Annotated in this window: 13 protein-coding genes; 10 read left to right on the forward strand and 3 right to left on the reverse strand. The window is 66.6% G+C overall.

Going from position 1 to position 17,981, the window contains the following annotated elements; translation table 11 throughout:
* Positions 1–135 precede the first annotated feature (135 nt).
* Complete coding sequence (locus tag DEIPR_RS10205; protein WP_013615750.1) at positions 136–555, forward strand: hypothetical protein; 420 nt, start codon at positions 136–138, stop codon at positions 553–555.
* Positions 556–671: 116 nt separating this feature from the next.
* Here the strand turns inward: DEIPR_RS10205 and scpA are convergent, their stop codons facing one another.
* Positions 672–2,825, reverse strand: coding sequence for a methylmalonyl-CoA mutase (scpA, locus tag DEIPR_RS10210; protein ID WP_013615751.1), 2,154 nt, complete (start codon positions 2,823–2,825; stop codon positions 672–674).
* A gap of 507 nt (positions 2,826–3,332) precedes the next feature.
* Between scpA and DEIPR_RS10215 the strand changes: the two genes are divergently transcribed.
* The 8 genes from DEIPR_RS10215 to fba all read left to right on the forward strand — a co-directional run bounded on the left by DEIPR_RS10215 (position 3,333) and on the right by fba (position 14,596).
* Complete coding sequence (locus DEIPR_RS10215; protein WP_013615752.1) at positions 3,333–8,123, forward strand: glutamate synthase-related protein; 4,791 nt, start codon at positions 3,333–3,335, stop codon at positions 8,121–8,123.
* 33 nt (positions 8,124–8,156) lie between these two features.
* Complete coding sequence (locus DEIPR_RS10220) at positions 8,157–9,620, forward strand: glutamate synthase subunit beta (protein WP_013615753.1); 1,464 nt, start codon at positions 8,157–8,159, stop codon at positions 9,618–9,620.
* A gap of 10 nt (positions 9,621–9,630) precedes the next feature.
* Entirely contained in the window at positions 9,631–10,314 is a 684-nt protein-coding gene (gene rpe, locus DEIPR_RS10225; RefSeq protein ID WP_013615754.1) for a ribulose-phosphate 3-epimerase, read from the forward strand.
* Complete coding sequence (locus tag DEIPR_RS10230; RefSeq protein WP_013615755.1) at positions 10,311–11,057, forward strand: 2-phosphosulfolactate phosphatase; 747 nt, start codon at positions 10,311–10,313, stop codon at positions 11,055–11,057. Before rpe ends, DEIPR_RS10230 begins: the two co-directional genes overlap by 4 nt.
* A gap of 32 nt (positions 11,058–11,089) precedes the next feature.
* Positions 11,090–12,322, forward strand: a complete 1,233-nt coding sequence (nspC, locus tag DEIPR_RS10235; protein ID WP_013615756.1) for a carboxynorspermidine decarboxylase — start codon at positions 11,090–11,092, stop codon at positions 12,320–12,322.
* Positions 12,323–12,418: 96 nt separating this feature from the next.
* Positions 12,419–12,778: an MGMT family protein gene (locus DEIPR_RS10240; protein WP_013615757.1), complete on the forward strand. Its 360-nt coding sequence runs from the start codon at positions 12,419–12,421 to the stop codon at positions 12,776–12,778.
* A gap of 54 nt (positions 12,779–12,832) precedes the next feature.
* Positions 12,833–13,573: a c-type cytochrome gene (locus tag DEIPR_RS10245; RefSeq protein WP_013615758.1), complete on the forward strand. Its 741-nt coding sequence runs from the start codon at positions 12,833–12,835 to the stop codon at positions 13,571–13,573.
* Between the two features lie 87 nt (positions 13,574–13,660).
* Positions 13,661–14,596 (forward strand): class II fructose-1,6-bisphosphate aldolase, encoded by a 936-nt coding sequence (fba, locus tag DEIPR_RS10250; protein ID WP_013615759.1) that lies wholly within the window; start codon positions 13,661–13,663, stop codon positions 14,594–14,596.
* 97 nt (positions 14,597–14,693) lie between these two features.
* On the opposite strand, the gene DEIPR_RS10255 is transcribed toward fba, so the two are convergent.
* Positions 14,694–15,503: a metallophosphoesterase gene (locus DEIPR_RS10255; protein WP_013615760.1), complete on the reverse strand. Its 810-nt coding sequence runs from the start codon at positions 15,501–15,503 to the stop codon at positions 14,694–14,696.
* A 45-nt stretch (positions 15,504–15,548) separates the two neighbouring features.
* On the opposite strand from DEIPR_RS10255, the gene DEIPR_RS10260 reads away from it, so the two are divergent.
* Positions 15,549–16,439, forward strand: coding sequence for a metallophosphoesterase (locus DEIPR_RS10260; RefSeq protein WP_041222102.1), 891 nt, complete (start codon positions 15,549–15,551; stop codon positions 16,437–16,439).
* A gap of 17 nt (positions 16,440–16,456) precedes the next feature.
* Here DEIPR_RS10260 and DEIPR_RS10265 read toward each other — a convergent pair whose 3' ends face one another.
* Positions 16,457–17,827, reverse strand: a complete 1,371-nt coding sequence (locus tag DEIPR_RS10265) for a glycogen synthase (RefSeq protein ID WP_013615762.1) — start codon at positions 17,825–17,827, stop codon at positions 16,457–16,459.
* Between the last annotated feature and the right edge of the window lie 154 nt (positions 17,828–17,981).

A 17,981-nucleotide genomic window follows, 5' to 3' on the forward strand; every position in this document is an offset into this window, starting at 1 on the left:
TGCAGCCTGCAGGCCCCGCGCCCCTTGCCGAACAGGTCCCGAAGGGAAGCGGGGCCTGCTTTTTCAGCGTCACACAACCTGCCGATGGGTGCGGTGCTCAGCCCGCGCCCGCTCCTGAAGGGGGGAGAACCGACCATGCCACCAGCCGACCTTTTTGCCGTGCACCTTGTCGCCGCGCTCTGGGCCGTTCCTAGCGTGATGAAGACCCTTGACCCGCCTGCGCTGGTCAGTGCGCTGGCCGTTTCACTGCTGATTGCCGCGCTGTTCAGCCTACGCGCCCGCCAGCAGCTGGCCCCGGCCGCGCGGCCCCACTGGACCGCGACCCTGACCGACACCCTGCTGGGTGGCTTGCTGGGCGGCCTGGGTGCCTTTGCCCTTGCCAGCGCCCTGCCGGCCCTGAACGACGCCCCCGGCGTGCTGGTCAGCGCGGCGCTGGGCGGCAGCCTGGGCCTGAGCCTCGCAGAGTTCCTGCGCACCCGCGGCCTGGACCTGCTGCTGGCCTGGGCGCTGCGACGTTCCCCGGACTTGAAGCCGCCGGGCGAGCGCCGGCCCTGACCTGAACAGTCCCACCTGCCAGGCCATGCGGCCCTGCTGCGGAGAACGCCCGGCGTCGAGGGGCGGCCAGACCTGCACACATTCCACGTGTGGCCGCACCCAGGGCAGGAGAGGGCTTACTCGGTCCCGCTGCGGCTCTGCTGCAAAATCCGCAGCGTATCCCGCGCTGCACTCAATATCGGGGTGCCTGGGCCGAAGATGCCCACCACGCCCGCGTCGTAGAGCGCTTGATAATCCTGCTGCGGAATCACGCCGCCGGCAATCACCAGAATGTCGTCTGCGCCTTCGGCCTTTAGCGCCGCAATCAGTTGGGGAATCAGCGTCTTGTGGCCCGCCGCCTGACTGCTCACGCCCACGATGTGGACGTCGTTCTCTACCGCCTGCCGCGCCGCTTCTTCAGGGGTCTGGAAGAGCGGTGAGACATCTACATCAAAGCCCAGGTCAGCAAAGCCGGTGGCAATCACTTTCGCGCCCCGGTCATGGCCGTCTTGACCCATCTTGGCGACCAAGATGCGGGGGCGGCGGCCTTCCTGCTCCGCAAAGGCGTCAATCTCGGCTTGCAGGGCGGCGAACTCGTCTACCCCCTCGTAGCCCTGCGCGTACACGCCGCTGAGGGTCTGCACTTCGGCCTGATGGCGGCCCCAGACATCTTCCAGGGCGCTCGACACTTCGCCCAGCGTGGCCCGCGCCCGCATCGCTTCCACACTCAGCGCCAGCAGGTTGCCCTCGCCGGTGCGGGCGGCTTCGCGCAGCGCTTCCAGCGTCTGCTCCACCCTGGCTCCGTCGCGGCTGGCCTTGAGGCTTTGCAGGCGGGCAATTTGCGACTCGCGCACGGCAGCGTTGTCGATGTCCAGCACGTCATAGGCGCTGTCGTCTTTTTGCAGGCGGTACTTGTTCACGCCCACAATCACGTCCTGCCCACGGTCAATGCGGGCCTGCTTGCGGGCCGCCGACTCCTCAATCCGCAGCTTGGGAATGCCCTGCTCAATCGCTTTCGCCATGCCGCCCAACTCTTCCACCTCGCGCATCAGCTCGCGGGCCTTGTCGGCCAGGTCATGGGTCAGGCGCTCCATCAGGTAACTGCCGCCCCAGGGGTCCACCACGTCGGTCACACCCGTTTCTTCCTGAATGATCAGCTGCGTGTTGCGGGCAATCCGGGCGCTGAAATCAGTGGGCAGACCAATCGCCTCGTCGAAGGCGTTGGTGTGCAGGCTCTGGGTGCCACCGAAGACCGCCGCCATCGCCTCAATCGCGGTGCGGACCACGTTGTTGTAGGGGTCTTGCTCGGTCAGCGACCAGCCCGAAGTCTGGCAGTGGGTCCGCAGCATGCGGCTCTGCGGATTCCTCGGCGCAAACTGGCTCATCAGCTCGTCCCACAGCAGGCGGGCGGCCCGCAGTTTGGCGACTTCAGTGTAGAAGTTCATGCCGATAGCGAAGAAAAAGCTCAGGCGCGGCGCAAAGGCGTCCACGTCCAGCCCGCTGGCGATGGCGGCTTTCACGTACTCCAGGCCGTCACTGAGGGTGTAGGCCAGCTCCAGCGCAGCGTTGGCCCCCGCTTCTTGCAGGTGGTAGCCGCTGATGGAAATGGAGTTGAAGCGCGGCATCTCGGCGGCGGTATAGGCGATGATGTCGGCAATAATCCGCATGGACGGCTCAGGCGGGTAAATGTAGGTGTTGCGCACCATGAACTCTTTGAGGATGTCGTTTTGGATGGTGCCCGAGAGCTGCGCCTTGTTTACGCCCTGCTCCTCGCCCGCCACGATAAAGCCCGCCAGCACCGGCAGCACGGCCCCGTTCATGGTCATGCTGACCGACATCTCACCCAGCGGAATGCCGTCGAACAGCACTTTCATGTCCTCTACCGAGTCAATCGCCACGCCCGCCTTGCCCACGTCGCCCACCACGCGGGGATGGTCGGAGTCGTAGCCCCGGTGGGTGGCGAGGTCGAACGCCACGCTGAGGCCCTTTTGCCCCGCGGCCAGGTTGCGGCGGTAAAAGGCGTTGGACTCCTCGGCGGTGGAAAAGCCCGCGTACTGCCGAATGGTCCAGGGACGGGCCGCGTACATGGTGGCGCGGGGACCACGGGTAAACGGCGAAAAGCCCGGCAGCGTATCGGTTTCGATGTCCTGCACGTCGGCAGCGGTATAGAGAGGCTTTAGCGTCAGCCCTTCGGGGGTGGGCTTGTTCAGCGTCTCGGTGCTCTCACCACGCAGGTCTTTGGTGGCAAGGGCTTGCCAGTCTTGCAGGGTGGGGCGCTTGGCATCGGTCATGGACGGGCCTCCTTTATGGCTAGGAACACAAGGGGAGTGAAACAAAAAAGTAAAGAGCAGGAACGTGCGGTAGGTCCATCATAATCCGGCCCCGCGCCGGCAGCTGCCGCCCGGCTCCAGCCACCAGAACCGAGCGGCCGCAGTCACACTTGCAGCAAGCGTAAGGCGGAACTGCCCGTACCGTACGCACTCGGCTGCTCGGTCCGCCCCGAATCCATCATATTGTTACGGAGCAAGGAACTTTATGCTGGAAAAAGAGTAAAGATGCTTGTATGCTGTGGGTCCACCTGCCGACGTTTCCAGGCAGATCAAACTCGTTGAGAGCAGCGCCGTCTGCTCACTTCAGTTGCGCCATGCCCCAGAAATACCAGGGCTTGTGGTCCGCCGCAATCTGAATAGTTATACGCATATACGCAGAGGTTGCTGGGTGGTCCTTGCCCTTCTTTCCGGGCGCGCCTCTCTTCCTTCAGCGTTCCTCTCCGCTCCCTTTTGCCGCAGGAGGTCCGTATGTCTCAGCCTTCCCATTTCCTGTCCCAGCTGCAGCAAGCCCAGAAGCATGGCCTGTACAGCGGCCGTGAACACGACGCCTGCGGCATCGGCATGGTGGCCCAGAAGCACGGCCGCCGGTCGCACGACATCGTGACCCAGGCGCTGCTGATTCTGAAAAATCTGGATCACCGGGGCGCGGTGGGCGCCGACCCGCTGATGGGCGACGGCGCCGGCATCCTGATTCAGATTCCCGACGCTTTTTACCGCGCCGAGATGGCGCAGCAGGGCGTGGAGCTGCCTGCCGAAGGCGACTACGGCGTGGGCATGGTGTTTCTGCCCAAGGAAATCGCCGCCCGCCGCGCCTGCGAGCAGGAGATGGAACGCGCCATCGCCGCCGAGGGCCAGGTGCTGCTGGGCTGGCGTGATGTGCCGGTCAGCCGCGAGATGCCGATGAGCCCGGCCGTGCGCGAAACGGAACCGGTCATCCGGCAGGTCTTTATCGGAGCTGGGCCCGATACCCTGGTGCCCGACGCGCTGGAGCGCAAGCTGTACGTGATTCGCCGCCGCGCCAGCAACGCTGTCATGAACCTGAACTTCCGCCACGGCCAGGAATACTACGTGCCCTCCATGTCGTGCCGCACGGTGATTTACAAGGGCCTGCTGCTGGCGGGGCAGGTGGGCGAATACTACCTGGACCTGCAGCGCCCCGAGCTGGTGTCGGCCCTGGCGATTGTTCACCAGCGGTTTTCGACCAACACTTTCCCCGAGTGGCGGCTGGCGCACCCTTACCGGATGGTGGCCCACAACGGCGAAATCAACACGGTCAAGGGCAACTTCAACTGGATGCGGGCCCGCGAGAGCGTGCTGCAAAGCCCGGTATTTGGGGACGACCTCGCCAAGCTGTTCCCGATTTCGTTTGAGGGCGAGTCGGACACCGCCACCTTCGACAACGTGCTGGAACTGCTGACGCTCAGCGGCTATCCGATGGCGCAGGCCGCCATGATGATGATTCCGGAAGCCTGGGAAGGGGACGGGACCATCAGTGACGAACGCCGCGCCTTTTACGAGTACCACGCCGCCATGCTGGAACCCTGGGACGGCCCCGCCGCGATGGTGTTTACCGACGGCCAGCAGGTGGGCGCCATGCTGGACCGCAACGGCCTGCGCCCGGCCCGCTACCTGGAAACCAGAAGCGGCCTGGTGGTGCTGGCGTCCGAAACCGGCGTGCTGCCGATTCCCGACAGCGACATCGTGCGCAAGTGGCGACTGCAGCCGGGCCGGATGTTCCTGATCGACTTCGAGCAGGGCCGGATTATCGAGGACGACGAGCTGAAATCGCAGGTTGCGCTGGCCAAGCCCTACCGCCAGTGGGTGCAGAACACCCGCTTCCGTCTGGACGCCTCGGACGTGACCGGCGAGGTGGACGAGTTTGCGGAGCCGCTGATTCGCCGCCAGCAGGCGTTCGGCTACACGCAAGAAGACCTGAAGTTCCTGATGGGGCCGATGGCCGAGCGGGGCGAAGAGGGCATCGGGAGCATGGGCAACGACTCGCCGCTGGCGGTGCTGTCTGGGCGCGACAAGCCGCTGTACTCCTACTTCAAGCAGCTGTTCGCGCAGGTGACCAATCCGCCGATTGACCCCATCCGCGAGTCGGTGGTCATGAGCCTGCTGTCCTACGTGGGGCCGCGCCCGGGCCTGCTGGACATCAACACGGTGAATCCGCCGATGTGCCTGGAAGTCAGCCAGCCGGTTCTGGACTTCGACGACATGGCGCGGCTGCGCTCTATTGAGGGCCACACGCGGGGCAAGTTCCGCGCCTTCGACCTGGACATCACCTACCCGGCGGCGTGGGGGTCACGCGGCATCGAGGCCAAGCTGGCAACAGTGAATGCCTGGGCCGCCGACGCGGTGCAAAGCGGGCATAACATCATCATCCTGACCGACAAGCGGGTGGGCAAGGACCGCGCCCCGATTCCGGCGCTGCTGGCCCTGAGCAGCGTCCACAGCCACCTGGTCGCCCGTGGCCTGCGGATGAAGGTCGGCCTGGTGGTCGAAACCGGCGACGCCCGCGAGGTCCATCATTTCGCCGCACTGGCGGGCTACGGCGCCGAGGCCATTCATCCTTATCTGGCGCTGGAAACGGTGGCTGCGCTGGCGCAGGGCCTGGAGGTGGTGCCCGGACTGGAGGGGGTAGAAGGACTCAGCCCCCAGCAGGCGATTCAGAACTATGTCAGGGCCATCGGCAAGGGCCTGAGCAAAATCATGTCCAAGATGGGCGTGAGCACCTTCCGCTCCTACTGCGGGGCGGGACTGTTCGAGGCGCTGGGGCTCAAGCAGGAGTTCGTAGACTGCTACTTCTACGGCACGGCCAGCCGGGTGGGCGGTATCGGGCTGGAAGAGGTGGCCGAAGAAGCGCTGCGGATTCACGCCCGCGCCTTCCGCGACGAGCAGGAGCTGGAGCACCTGCTGGACCCCGGCGGCGAGTACGCCTGGCGGGTGCGCGGCGAAGCCCACCTGTGGAGCCCCAGCGCCGTCGCCAACTTGCAGCGCGGCGTGCGCAGCGGCGAATACAGCAGCTACCGCGAGTACGCTCAGGAAATCAACGACCAGAGCCGGCAGCTGATGACGCTGCGCGGCCTGTTCGAGATTCGCAGTGACCGTGAAGCCATCCCGCTGGACGAGGTGGAACCGGCCAGCGAGATTGTCAGGCGCTTTGCCACCGGGGCCATGAGCCTGGGCAGCATCTCCACCGAGGCGCACGCGGCGCTGGCGGTCGCCATGAACCGTATCGGCGGTATGAGCAACACCGGCGAGGGCGGCGAGGACCCGGCCCGCTACCTGGCCGAGATGCGCGGCGAGGTGCTGGGCGAGGGCCAGACACTGGCCAGCGTGGTCGGGGCGGCGCAGGTGCAGAGCGACTACCCCCTGCAGGCCGGAGACTCGCTGCGCTCCAAAATCAAGCAGATCGCTTCCGGGCGCTTCGGCGTCACGGCAGGCTACCTGGTCAGTGCCGACCAGATTCAGCTGAAGATGGCCCAGGGCGCCAAGCCCGGCGAGGGCGGGCAGCTTCCGGGCGGCAAGGTGAGCGAGTACATCGGCTACCTGCGCCACAGCGTGCCGGGCGTGGGCCTGATTTCGCCGCCCCCGCACCACGACATCTACTCGATTGAGGACCTCGCGCAGCTGATCCACGACATGAAAAATGTCAATCCACGCGCCTATATTTCGGTCAAGCTGGTCTCGGAAGTGGGCGTGGGCACGGTGGCGGCCGGCGTCGCCAAGGCCAAGGCCGACCACATCGTGATTTCGGGCTATGACGGCGGCACAGGCGCTTCGCCGCTGAGCTCCATCAAGCACACCGGCACCCCCTGGGAGCTGGGCCTGGCCGAAACCCAGCAGACGCTGGTGCTCAACGGCCTGCGTGACCGCGTGCGCCTGCAAACCGACGGGCAGATGAAGACGGGGCGCGACGTGGTCATTGCAGCGCTACTGGGCGCCGACGAGTACGGTTTCGCCACGGCGCCGCTGGTGGCCGAGGGCTGCATCATGATGCGCAAATGCCACCTGAACACCTGTCCGGTGGGGGTGGCCACCCAGGACCCGGTGCTCAGAAAGCGCTTTACCGGCAAGCCGGAGCATGTGGTGAACTTCTTCTTCTTCGTGGCCGAGGAGGTGCGCGCCCTGCTGGCCGAACTGGGTTACGCCCGGCTAGACGACCTGATCGGGCGCAGTGACCTGCTGGACGTGCGGGCGGGCATAGACCACTGGAAAGCGCAGGGCCTGGATTTCAGCCGCGTGTTCTACCGCGTGGAGCGGCCCGGCCAGCAGGGCCGCCACTGCGAAGCGCAGGACCACGGCCTGGAGGGCGCACTGGACTGGGAACTGATTCGCAAGTGCGGGCCAGCGATTCAGCGCGGCGAGCCGGTGCGCTTCTCGCAGTCGGTCCGCAACGTGAACCGCAGCGTGGGCATCATGCTTTCCGGCGAGGTGGTGCGCTGCAGTCCGCCTGGGCTGCCGGACGGCACCATTCACGTGCAGCTGGAAGGCACCAGCGGCCAGAGCTTCGGCGGCTTTCTGCCTGCGGGCGTGACCTTTGACCTCGTGGGCGACGCGGGCGACTTCGTGGGCAAGGGCCTGAGCGGCGGGCGCATTATCGTGCGGCCCCCGCTGGGACTGCGCAGCTCCGCTGCAGAAAACATCATCGTCGGCAACACTGTGCTGTATGGAGCCACAGGCGGCGAGGCGTATTTCCGTGGCGTGGCGGGCGAACGCTTCGCCGTGCGGCTGAGCGGCGCCGCGGCGGTGGTCGAAGGGGTAGGCGACCACGGCTGCGAGTACATGACCGGCGGCACTGCCGTGGTTCTGGGCCGCACCGGGCGCAACTTCGCAGCCGGGATGAGCGGCGGCGTGGCCTATGTCTACGACGAGGACGGCACCTTTGAGCAGCGCTGCAATCTGAACATGGTCTCGCTCAGCCCTGTGAACAGCGCCGAGGAGCAGCTGCGCACGGCCTCAGCGCACACCCTGCATGAGGGCGTGCCTGACGAAACCCTGCTGCGGCGCCTGCTGGAGCAGCACCACCGCCTGACCGGGTCGCCCAAGGCCATGGCGCTGCTGGGCAACTGGGCGCAGGCCCGCGGGCACTTCGTGCGGGTGATGCCGCACGAGTACGCCCGCGCCCTGAGTGAGCGCCCCGCGCCCACGGGCAGCGAGACCGCTGCCCGTGCGGGCACGCTGCAGAGCGCCGATACCGTGAGCATGCAAAGCGGGCCTGCCGAGCGCGGCGGCCAGGGCACGCTGGTCAAGTAACCCCCCCGTCCATCACCCTTCAGGAGGCACCCCATGAGCAAAATCACCGGATTTCTGGAACAGGGCCGCGTGTCCGAGCCCTACGCCCCGGCTCAGGAGCGCGTCGCCTACAGCGGCGAGTTCGTGCGTCCGCTGGACGCGGCTCAGGCGCGGCTTCAGGCCGTGCGCTGCATGGACTGCGGGATTCCCTTTTGCAGCGGGGGTTGCCCTGTCCACAACATCATCCCCGACTTCAACAATCTGGTGTACCAGGATGACTGGAAAGACGCCCTGGAAAACCTGCATAGCACCAACAATTTCCCCGAGTTCACGGGCCGGGCCTGCCCTGCGCCGTGCGAAGCGGCCTGCGTGCTGAACATCTCGGACGACCCGGTGGGCATCAAATCCATCGAGCTGAGCATCATCGAGCGCGGCTGGCAAGAAGGCTGGGTGCGCCCCGAGCCCCCCGCCGAGCTGAGCGGCCACGCCGTGGCGGTGGTGGGGAGTGGACCGGCCGGCCTGGCCGCCGCCCAGCAGCTGGCGCGCGCCGGGCACCGCGTCACCGTGTTCGAGAAGAATGACCGCATCGGCGGCCTGCTGCGCTACGGTATTCCCGATTTCAAGCTGGAAAAGCGCCACATTGACCGCCGCGTGGAGCAGATGGAGGCCGAGGGTGTCACCTTCCGCACGGGCGTGCTGGTGGGCGAATGGAAAGAGAGCAGCGGCGTGGTGAACCTCAGCCGTAAGGTGGTCACGCCGGCTGAGCTGCGCGCACAGTTCGGGGCCGTGCTGCTGGCCGGCGGCGCCGAAGCGCCCCGCGAGCTGGAGCTGCCAGGCCGCGACCTGGCCGGCATTCACCACGCGATGCAGTTTCTGACCGCCCACAACCGCAACGTGGCCGGTGACGCGGTGGCCGGAGCCCCGTCGGCGCAGGGCAAGCAGGTGGTGGTGATTGGCGGGGGAGACACCGGCAGCGACTGTATCGGCACCAGCTGGCGCCAGGGCGCGGCGGGCGTCACGCAGTTCATCCGCCGCCCGGACCTGCCCGGACCGGACCGGCTGCTCACCTGGCCCGACATGCCGCTCACCGCCGTCTACAGCAGCAGTCACGAGGAGGGCGGCGAGCGGGCTTTCGCGACCGTTCCCAAAGAATTTGTAGGCGAGGGAGGCCGGGTGACGGGGGTACGCACCGTACAGGCCGGGCTGCAGGGAGGGCAGCTGGCAGAAGTGCCCGGCACCGAGCGGGTCTACCCGGCCGACCTGGTGCTGCTTGCCATCGGCTTCGAGCGGCCGGTGGCGCATCTGCTGGAATCGTTCGGGGTGGCGCAGGACCGGCGCGGCCACGCCCTGGCCGGCGACGGCGAAGTGGGCGGCTACGTCACCAGCGTGCCCGGCGTGTTCGCGGCCGGCGACGTGCGGCGCGGCGCTTCCCTGATCGTGTGGGCCATCCGCGAGGGCCGGCAGGCGGCCCGCGCCATCGACCAGTTCCTGATGGGGGAAAGCCGGCTGCCGCGCTAGCATCGGGAACGTGACCGACGCTGCTGCTGCCCGCCCGCCCGTCCTTCTCTCGCCCAGCCTGCTGGCCTGCGATTTCGCCCGGCTGGGCGAGGAACTGCACACCCTGGAGCAGGCCGGCGTGCCCTGGGCGCATGTGGATGTGATGGACGGAATGTTCGTGCCCAACATCTCCTTCGGGCTGCCGATTCTGGCGGCGGCGCGGCGGGTGTCCCCCCTCTACATGGACGTTCACCTGATGATTGAGCAGCCGGAGCGCTACCTACGCGACTTTGCCGAAGCGGGCGCAGACGGGCTGACCGTGCAGGTCGAAAGCACCCGCCACATTCACCGCGCTGTGGGCCAGATTCGGGAACTCGGCAAGCGGGCGGGCGTCACGCTCAACCCTGGCACGCCGCTGGAAGCCATTCGCCCCGTGCTGGCCGACGTGGACCTGGTGCTGGTGATGAGTGTGAACCCCGGCTTTGGCGGGCAGAAGTTCATCCCCGCGAGCGTGGAACGGGTGCGCGAGGTGCGGCGGATGCTGGACGACATCGGCTCGCAGGCCGACTTGCAGGTGGACGGCGGCGTGACCGCGCAGAATGCCCGTGCCCTGGTAGACGCTGGGGCCACCAACCTCGTGGCAGGCAGCGCCATTTTCGGGGCCGAAGGCGGCGCAGCGGCAGGTGTGCAGGCGTTCCGGGACGCCCTGGCATGAGCCGCCGCCTGAGCGTCAGCCTGCTGCCCACACTGCTCCCGCCGCAAGCTGCAGGGACCGCGCTGGTGATAGACGTGCTGCGGGCCACCACCACCGCCACCACTTTTCTGGAACATGGCGCGGCAGCAGTGATGTTCGCACCTGACATCGCCACAGCGCACGCGGCACGCCAGAGCGTGGGCGAAAATGTGCGGCTGGCGGGCGAGCGCGGCGGCGTGCGGGTAGAGGGCTTCGACCTCGGCAACAGCCCGCTGGACGCGGCGGCGCAGGACTGGACGGGGCACACTGTCGTCATGAACACCACCAACGGCACGGGCGCGGCCCACCTCGCGGCCCGCCACGCCGAGCGGGTGCTGCTGGCCTGCCTGCGGAACGCCCCGGCAGCGGCGGCCCGTGCGCTGGAATCGGACGGCGATATCAGCATCATCTGCGCGGGTACCGATGGGCAGGTCAGCCTGGACGACTGCTTTACGGCGGGCGTGCTGGTGGGTGAGTTTCTGCGCCTGGGCGAGTTCCTGCCTAACGACTCGGCGCAGATGACCCTCGCCCTGCTGGACCGCTGGCCTGACCCTTTGGCCGCACTGGAAGCCAGCCGCCACGGTCAGCGCCTGCTGCACCTGGGCGACACCCGCGCTGACCTGGCCGACCTCGCCCGCGACGTGGCCTTTTGCGCCGAGCTGGGCGTGAGCGACTGCGTGCCCGAGTTGCGTGAGCAGGTGGCAGACGGTCTGGTGTTTCGCTAAGCGGCAGCCCGGCACCCTCTACACTGAGCTCCATGACCGAGCTGCCTGCCGACCTCACCCTGCCCGAAGTGACCGACCCCGCCAGCGTGGACTGGCAGAGCATTCCCAGCCCCGCCTTCGTGCTGGACGAAAGCAGATTGCGCCGCAACCTGGCGCTGATTTCCTACGTGCAGGAGAAAAGCGGCGCACAGATTATCGTGGCGTTCAAGGGCTTTTCCATGTGGAGCACTTTTCCCATACTGCGCGAGTACGGCATCACCGGAGCTACCGCCAGCAGCCTCAACGAAGTGATTCTGGCCGACGAGGAGATGCAGGGAGAGGTCCACGCCTACGCTCCTGCCTACTCGGAGGAGGACTTTCCCGAAATCCTGCGCCGCTCGGACCACATCGTGTTCAACTCTGTGCAGCAGTGGGAGCGCTTCGCGGAGCAAGTGGAGGCGACCCGCCAGGAAGGCCGCACCATCCACGCCGGCATCCGCGTGAACCCCGAGTACGCCGAAGTCGAAACCGACCTGTACAACCCCGCTGGTCCCTTCTCGCGCCTCGGCGTGACCCGCCGCGAGTTCCCGGACACCCTGCCCGCCGGCATTGACGGGCTGCACTTTCATACGCTGTGCGAGAAAGACTCCGACACGCTGGAGCGCACGCTGGAAGTGCTGGAAGAAAAATTCGGTGAGTTTTTGGCCTCCGAGCAAATCAAATGGGTCAACTTCGGCGGCGGCCACCTGATGACCCGCGAGGGCTACGACATCGAGCGCCTGATTCGGGTGGTGCGGGCGTTCCGCGAGAAATGGAACGTGCATGTGATTCTGGAACCGGGCAGCGCTTTCGGCTGGCAGACGGGCTGGCTGGTGAGCAGCGTGCTGGACGTGGTCCACAACGTGAAAGACGCGGTGCTGCTGGACGTGTCGGTCTCGGCCCACATGCCCGACGTGCTGGAAATGCCCTACCGCCCCCGCATCCTTGGCGCGGGTGACCCGCCCAGCGACGACCACCGCGAGGCCGAGGACGTGCCCGCAGGTCATCCCTACATCATCGGCGGCACCACTTGCCTGGCGGGCGACGTGGTGGGCGAATATGTCTTCCCGCAGCCGCTGAAGGTCGGCAGCCGTGTCGTGTTCGACGACATGATTCACTACACGATGGTCAAGACCACCTTTTTCAACGGGGTCAAGCATCCCGACATCGGCATCCTGCACGCGGACGGCAGCTACGAGCGGGTGAAGGTCTTTGGGTACGAAGAGTTCAAAGCCAAGTTGAGCTGATGGGAGATGGTTGATGGAAAAGGCGTAATGAGCGCAGGCTCTGCCTATCCATCAACCATTAGCCCAGCGGAATCATCTACCCTCTACACTGTTGCCATGCCCCGCAACCCCGAATTCCGCCGCCGCATCTTGGAACTGGTGGCCCAGATTCCCAGAGGCAAAGTGATGACCTACGGCCAGCTCGCGCTGCTGGCGGGGCAGCCTGGGGCAGCGCGGCAGGCGGGGTATGTCATGAACAGCTTGCAGGGCACCGAGCACGGCCTGCCCTGGCAGCGGGTGGTGAACGCGCAGGGCCGCGTCAGCACCGGCAAAATCGGCCTGGGCGACCTGCAACTGGCCCTGCTCATCAATGACGGGGTGGAATTCGACAGCAGCGGGCGGCTGGACCTCGCAGCGCGGCAGTGGTGGCCGCCAGAAACCCCCCAGGCCGCCTCGGCCTCTCTGTTCACCGAATAAGAGGGGCGAAGTGGCCCTCCCGGACCGACCGGTCAGCGCGCTATTCTGTAGCACATGACGACTCTCAAAGCACGCATGACCCAGGGCAACGTGGTGTCCTGGCTCACCGGCATCCTTCTCGGCCTGGTTCTGGGGGTCGCCCTGCTGATTGTGACCAACGCAGGTGCTCCTTCGGCCAAGGACCCCGTCGAAGGTGGCGTGGCCGTCACCGCTGATGCCAGCGCCAACGAAGCGGCCCAGAAGGGCAATACTCCTGAAACGGCTGGCATCAGCCAGGGCAGCCAGGGCGGCGTGTCCGACAGCTCCACGGGCGGCAGCCAGACGACGGCTCCCACTGTGGGCGACCCGGCCACCACTGCCAGCGGCGGAGACGGCGGCGAGGCGCAGGCTGCGCCGTCCGACCCTTCCGAAGGCTCGGGCACCTCTAACGACGCTTCGGGCGCGTCCACCGCAGCGGACGCCTCCGGCTCTGCAGCCAGCGCTTCGGGTACCGCTACAGAAGGTCAGGCTGAAGGTGACGCGGCCGGCACCGCTGCTCAGGGCGACGCCGCTGCCGGCCAGACGCTGTTTGCCGGCACCTGTGGGGGCTGCCACGGCGCTCAGGGCCAGGGCGCCCTTGGCCCGGCCATGACGGCGAACGCCAACCAGTGGGACTTGGCCGGCTTCACACAGACGCTGCGTGAAGGCAAGACCCCGGACGGCCGCGAGCTGGCCCCCACCATGCCGCGCTTTAGCGAAGGCCAGCTGAGCGATCAGGACATCGCCAATATTCACGCCTGGGTTCAGAGCCTCTAAACAGCCCGGCAGGCTTGCGCTACACTTCAGCACGCAAGCTCACAATTCGGCCCCGCTGCCAACTTTTCCCCGAAAGGAAGTTCCACCATGCTCGTCACCGGCAAAGACATTCTGGTTCCCGCCCGCGAAGGCAAGTACGGCGTGCCCGCCTTCAACACCAACAACATGGAAATCACCCAGGCGATTATCCACACCGCCGAGAAGCTGGAAGCACCCGTCATGGTGCAGATGTCCGAAGGCGCCATCAAGTACGGCGGCCAGGACCTCGCCAACATCGTGATTGACATGGCCCGCCGCGCCACCATCCCCGTCGCGCTGCACCTGGACCACGGCTCCAGCTACGAGTCGGCGCTCAAGGCCATCGCCATGGGCTTTACCAGCGTGATGATTGACGCCTCGCACCACGATTTCGAGGAAAACGTCAAGGAAACCAAGCGCGTGGTAGAAGCCGCTCACGCCATGGGCATCAGCGTAGAAGCCGAATTGGGCCGCCTGGGCGGAATTGAGGAGCACGTCGTCGTAGACGAAAAAGACGCCTTCCTGACCGACCCCGAGGAAGCCGTCAAGTTCATCGACGAAACCGGCGTGGACTATCTCGCCATCGCCATCGGCACCAGCCACGGCGCGTACAAGGGCAAAGGCCGCCCTTACATCGACCATGACCGCATCGAGAAAATCGCGGGCCTGACCACCATTCCCCTGGTGGCCCACGGCTCCAGCGGCGTGCCCCAGACCATCACCGACCGTTTCCGCGCAGCGGGCGGCGAGATTGGCGAAGCCGCCGGTATTGCCGACGAAGACCTGACCCGCGCCGTGCAGCACGGTATCGCCAAGGTCAACGTGGACACCGACCTGCGCCTGGCCGCCAGCGTGGGCGTGCGCGAAGCTTTCCAGGCTAACCCCAAAGAGTTCGACCCCCGCAAGTGGATGGGTCCGGCCCGCGACGTGATGAGCGAAATCGTGGCCCACAAGCTGCAGGTGCTGGGCGCCGCCGGCAAGGCCAGCATGAAAGCGCTGAAGTAAGCTCAGCGAAATAACCGGACAAGCAGGCGCGGAGAGAGTAAGCCTCTCCGCGCCCGTTGTTCGATTTGCTTTGCTGCTTCTGCGGCCGGAACCCGGCTCACACTTGGAGGAGCTCGGCCGGCAGCATGCGCCCGAACGCAGGCAAAGCGTCGGCTGCCTGGGGCCGCCCCTGACCTTGCAGCACTACCAGCCCACGCGGGCCGTCCACATGCAGCGGCAACAGCGCCAGTCGCCCGGTCTTGTAGGCACCCAGGTCCAGATACACCTGCTTATCCTGCTGCACGGCCACGCGCACCGGCGTATGGCCATGCACCGAGTAGGTCACGCCCGGTGGCAGGGAAAAGGGGCCGTCAGCGGGCCGCAGCCACAGCACCGCCGACATCGGGTTGGGGTAGTCGCGGTGGGCCTTGGGTGGGCTGGCATGGGTCACCATCACGCTGGGACTGGCCGGCGGCTTGCTGTGGATGGCTCCCTCCTCATCCACGAACACCATTCTGGGCAGGTCAGACAGATACTCGCGGAGCAGTTCGGGGAAATTTTCCAGCGTCAGGCCGCCCAGCTCCTGACGCACCGTCTCGCCGCCGGCACGCATCCACCACTGCAGCCCCTGCATGGCCAGGCGAAACGCTTCGGGATTGCCGCTGTCCACAAAGCGCTGAAAATGCTGGGGGCCGTCCAGCGCCATACGCTCGTGATTGCCCATAAGCAAGGTGGCGCGGCCCTGGGCGCGCAGTTCCAGCAGCCGGGTCACGCAGCGCAGCGACTGCGGGCCACGGTCTATGGCGTCGCCCAGGTTCAGCAGGTGCCAGTTCGGCCAGTGGGCCTCGGCATACTGCACCGCTGCTTCCAGCAGGTCGGCACGGCCGTGCAGGTCGGGAACCACAAATACAGTGCGGGGCTCAGACATCAACGCAGTGTACTTCGCTTAACCTGAGCGGCTTACTCTGGCCGTATGAGGACTTCTCCCCGCCTGACACGCCGGCAATGGCTTCAGCGCAGCGCCATGGGCCTGCTGGGCCTGGGCAGCCTGCTGGGGGGAGGCGCAGTTGCTGGAGCTTACAGCCTGAGTGTGACCCGCCAGCGCCACGCGCTTTCCGGACTCCGCTCACCCATGCGGCTGGTCTTTCTGACCGACCTCCACTATGGGCTGTACATCGGAGCGGGCAGTGTGCGCCGCTGGGTGGACGCGGCGTTGGCCGAGCGCCCGGACCTGATTCTGCTGGGCGGCGACTTCGTGGATATCCGTCCCGGCGAGCAGCCCACGCCCTTGCTGGAACAGCTGGCCCGGCTGCAAGCCCCGCTGGGGGTGTACGGCGTGTGGGGCAACCATGACTACGGGTCTTTCGGACGCTACGACTCGCGCTGGCGCGGCGCAGGACAGCCCGGCTGGCAGCAGCGGCGCAGCGAACTGGCGCGGCAGCTGGAAGTGGCGGGCGTGCAGCTGCTGCGCAACCGGGCCGCGCAGCCCAGAGGCGACCTGCAGCTGCTGGGAACCGATGACTGGCAGTGGGGTGAACGTCCCGACCTAGGCGCCCTGCTGGCCGGGGCAGGGGAGCGGGCTACACTGCTCCTCACGCATAATCCCGACATTCTGCCCACTTTTCCGCAGCCTATCGGTCTGACGCTGGCAGGGCACACCCACGGCGGCCAGGTACGGCTGCCAGGCGTGGGCGCGCTGGTGGTGCCCAGCGCCTATGGCACCCGTTACGCCATGGGCTGGCACCAGGGGGCGCACGGCAGCCCCGCCTATGTCAGCCGGGGGCTGGGCGTATCCGGCCTGCCGCTGCGGACGCTGTGCCCGCCGGAAGTCACGGTGCTGGAGTTAGTACCGGGCTGGAGTTAGTACCGGGCTGAACCGCTTTAGCGCCCGGCCAGCACCTCGGCGTACAGGTCGCGGTAGGCCTGCGCCGAGGCGTCCCAGCTGAAGTTCAGGCTCATGCCCTCGCGCACTCGGCGTTCCCAGTCGGCCTTATCGCGGCGCGCAGCCAGGGCCTCGCCGCAGGCGTCCAGCAGCGCCTGTGAGGTGGCTGGCCCGAAGGTAAAGCCCACGCTGGGAGACACCGTGTCTTTCAGGCCGCCAGTCTCGCGCACCACCGGCAGGGTGCCGTAGCGCAGCGCAATCATCTGGGACAGGCCGCACGGCTCAAAGCGGCTGGGCATAGCAAAGGCGTCGGCCCCAGCATAGATGCGGTGGGCCAGCGCCTCGTTCAGCCCGCTTACAAAGGCCACGCGGGGATGCAGGTTCCAGCCCTGGAAGGCCGCTTCCAACAGGGGGTCGCCGCCGCCCAGAATCACCACGTTCCAGTTCTTTACCAGCTGCGGCAGGGCCATCAGCAGCAAGTCCATACCCTTCTGGTCGGCCAAGCGGCTTACCGTCCCTAGTACCGGCGCGCGGTCAAAGCCGAATTCCTGGCGCAGCCGGCGGCGGTTGCTGCTCTTGCCGCGCAGGCCGGAATAATTCATCACGTACGGGTCACGCCGGGGGTTCCAGCGGTCCAGGTCCAGCCCATTGAGAATCCCGCGCAGCCGCCCTTCCGCAGTCAAGCGCTGCAGCACTCCTTCCAGCCCCTCACCGTACTGGGGCGTGGTGATTTCCTGGGCGTAGGTAGGGCTCACCGTGGTCACCCGGTCGGCAAAGACCAGCCCCGCCTTGAGCAGGTTCAGGTCGCCGTGAAACTCTGCGAAGTCCGGCTGGAAGGCCCAGTCCGGCAGCCCGGTCCAGCCGGCAGCCTCATGTATGTTCCAGCGACCCTGATACTGCAGGTTGTGCACGGTGCAGACGGTGGGCAAGCCACTCAGGTGCGCGTGGGCAACGGCCAGCCCGGCTTGCCAGTCGTGGCCGTGCAGCACACGGGGCCGAATGTCCAGATGGTGCAGTGCAGGCAACACGGCCCGCCCAAAGGCACTAAAGCGCTGTACGTCGTCCGGGTGATAAAGGCCAGAGCGCTCGAACACTTCCATCCCCAGGAACAGGTAGTCCACGCCTCCCCGGCGCTCGTGGCCCAGCCGGACCTCGCTCACCCCGTCCACAGCCAGTGCTCCCAGCTGCTGCACGCGGCCCGCATCTGCCAGGTCCTGATACCAAGGCGAAACCACCATCACCGCGTCTCCTGCGGCCGCTTGCGCAGCCGGCAGGGCTCCCAGCACGTCGGCCAAGCCGCCAGTGCGTGAGAAGGGGAAGACCTCGGAGGCCACGTGAACGGTAGGAGCAGCCGGCGCGGAGAAGGTCATGCGGCAAGTGTACTGTTCCGGCGCCCAGATACGGGTCAGCTGGCGTCACCGGCCTGGTCCAGGTGGGCCGTTGACTTTCCGCCGGGACCGCTGCTAAACTCCTGAAGCTTGCCAGAGGGGCCTTTAGCTCAATGGTTAGAGCAGTCGGCTCATA

This window comes from Deinococcus proteolyticus MRP, from assembly GCF_000190555.1.
GTDB classification, from domain to species: domain Bacteria; phylum Deinococcota; class Deinococci; order Deinococcales; family Deinococcaceae; genus Deinococcus; species Deinococcus proteolyticus.

What these genes read in the sequence shown, in the direction of transcription:
- DEIPR_RS10205 (WP_013615750.1), top strand. Translation starts at nt 136, where the DNA reads ATGCCACCAGCCGACCTTTTTGCCGTGCACCTTGTCGCCGCGCTCTGG.
- scpA (WP_013615751.1), bottom strand. Translation starts at nt 2,825, where the DNA reads ATGACCGATGCCAAGCGCCCCACCCTGCAAGACTGGCAAGCCCTTGCC.
- DEIPR_RS10215 (WP_013615752.1), top strand. Translation starts at nt 3,333, where the DNA reads ATGTCTCAGCCTTCCCATTTCCTGTCCCAGCTGCAGCAAGCCCAGAAG.
- DEIPR_RS10220 (WP_013615753.1), top strand. Translation starts at nt 8,157, where the DNA reads ATGAGCAAAATCACCGGATTTCTGGAACAGGGCCGCGTGTCCGAGCCC.
- DEIPR_RS10230 (WP_013615755.1), top strand. Translation starts at nt 10,311, where the DNA reads ATGAGCCGCCGCCTGAGCGTCAGCCTGCTGCCCACACTGCTCCCGCCG.
- nspC (WP_013615756.1), top strand. Translation starts at nt 11,090, where the DNA reads ATGACCGAGCTGCCTGCCGACCTCACCCTGCCCGAAGTGACCGACCCC.
- DEIPR_RS10240 (WP_013615757.1), top strand. Translation starts at nt 12,419, where the DNA reads ATGCCCCGCAACCCCGAATTCCGCCGCCGCATCTTGGAACTGGTGGCC.
- DEIPR_RS10245 (WP_013615758.1), top strand. Translation starts at nt 12,833, where the DNA reads ATGACGACTCTCAAAGCACGCATGACCCAGGGCAACGTGGTGTCCTGG.
- fba (WP_013615759.1), top strand. Translation starts at nt 13,661, where the DNA reads ATGCTCGTCACCGGCAAAGACATTCTGGTTCCCGCCCGCGAAGGCAAG.
- DEIPR_RS10255 (WP_013615760.1), bottom strand. Translation starts at nt 15,503, where the DNA reads ATGTCTGAGCCCCGCACTGTATTTGTGGTTCCCGACCTGCACGGCCGT.
- DEIPR_RS10260 (WP_041222102.1), top strand. Translation starts at nt 15,549, where the DNA reads ATGAGGACTTCTCCCCGCCTGACACGCCGGCAATGGCTTCAGCGCAGC.
- DEIPR_RS10265 (WP_013615762.1), bottom strand. Translation starts at nt 17,827, where the DNA reads ATGACCTTCTCCGCGCCGGCTGCTCCTACCGTTCACGTGGCCTCCGAG.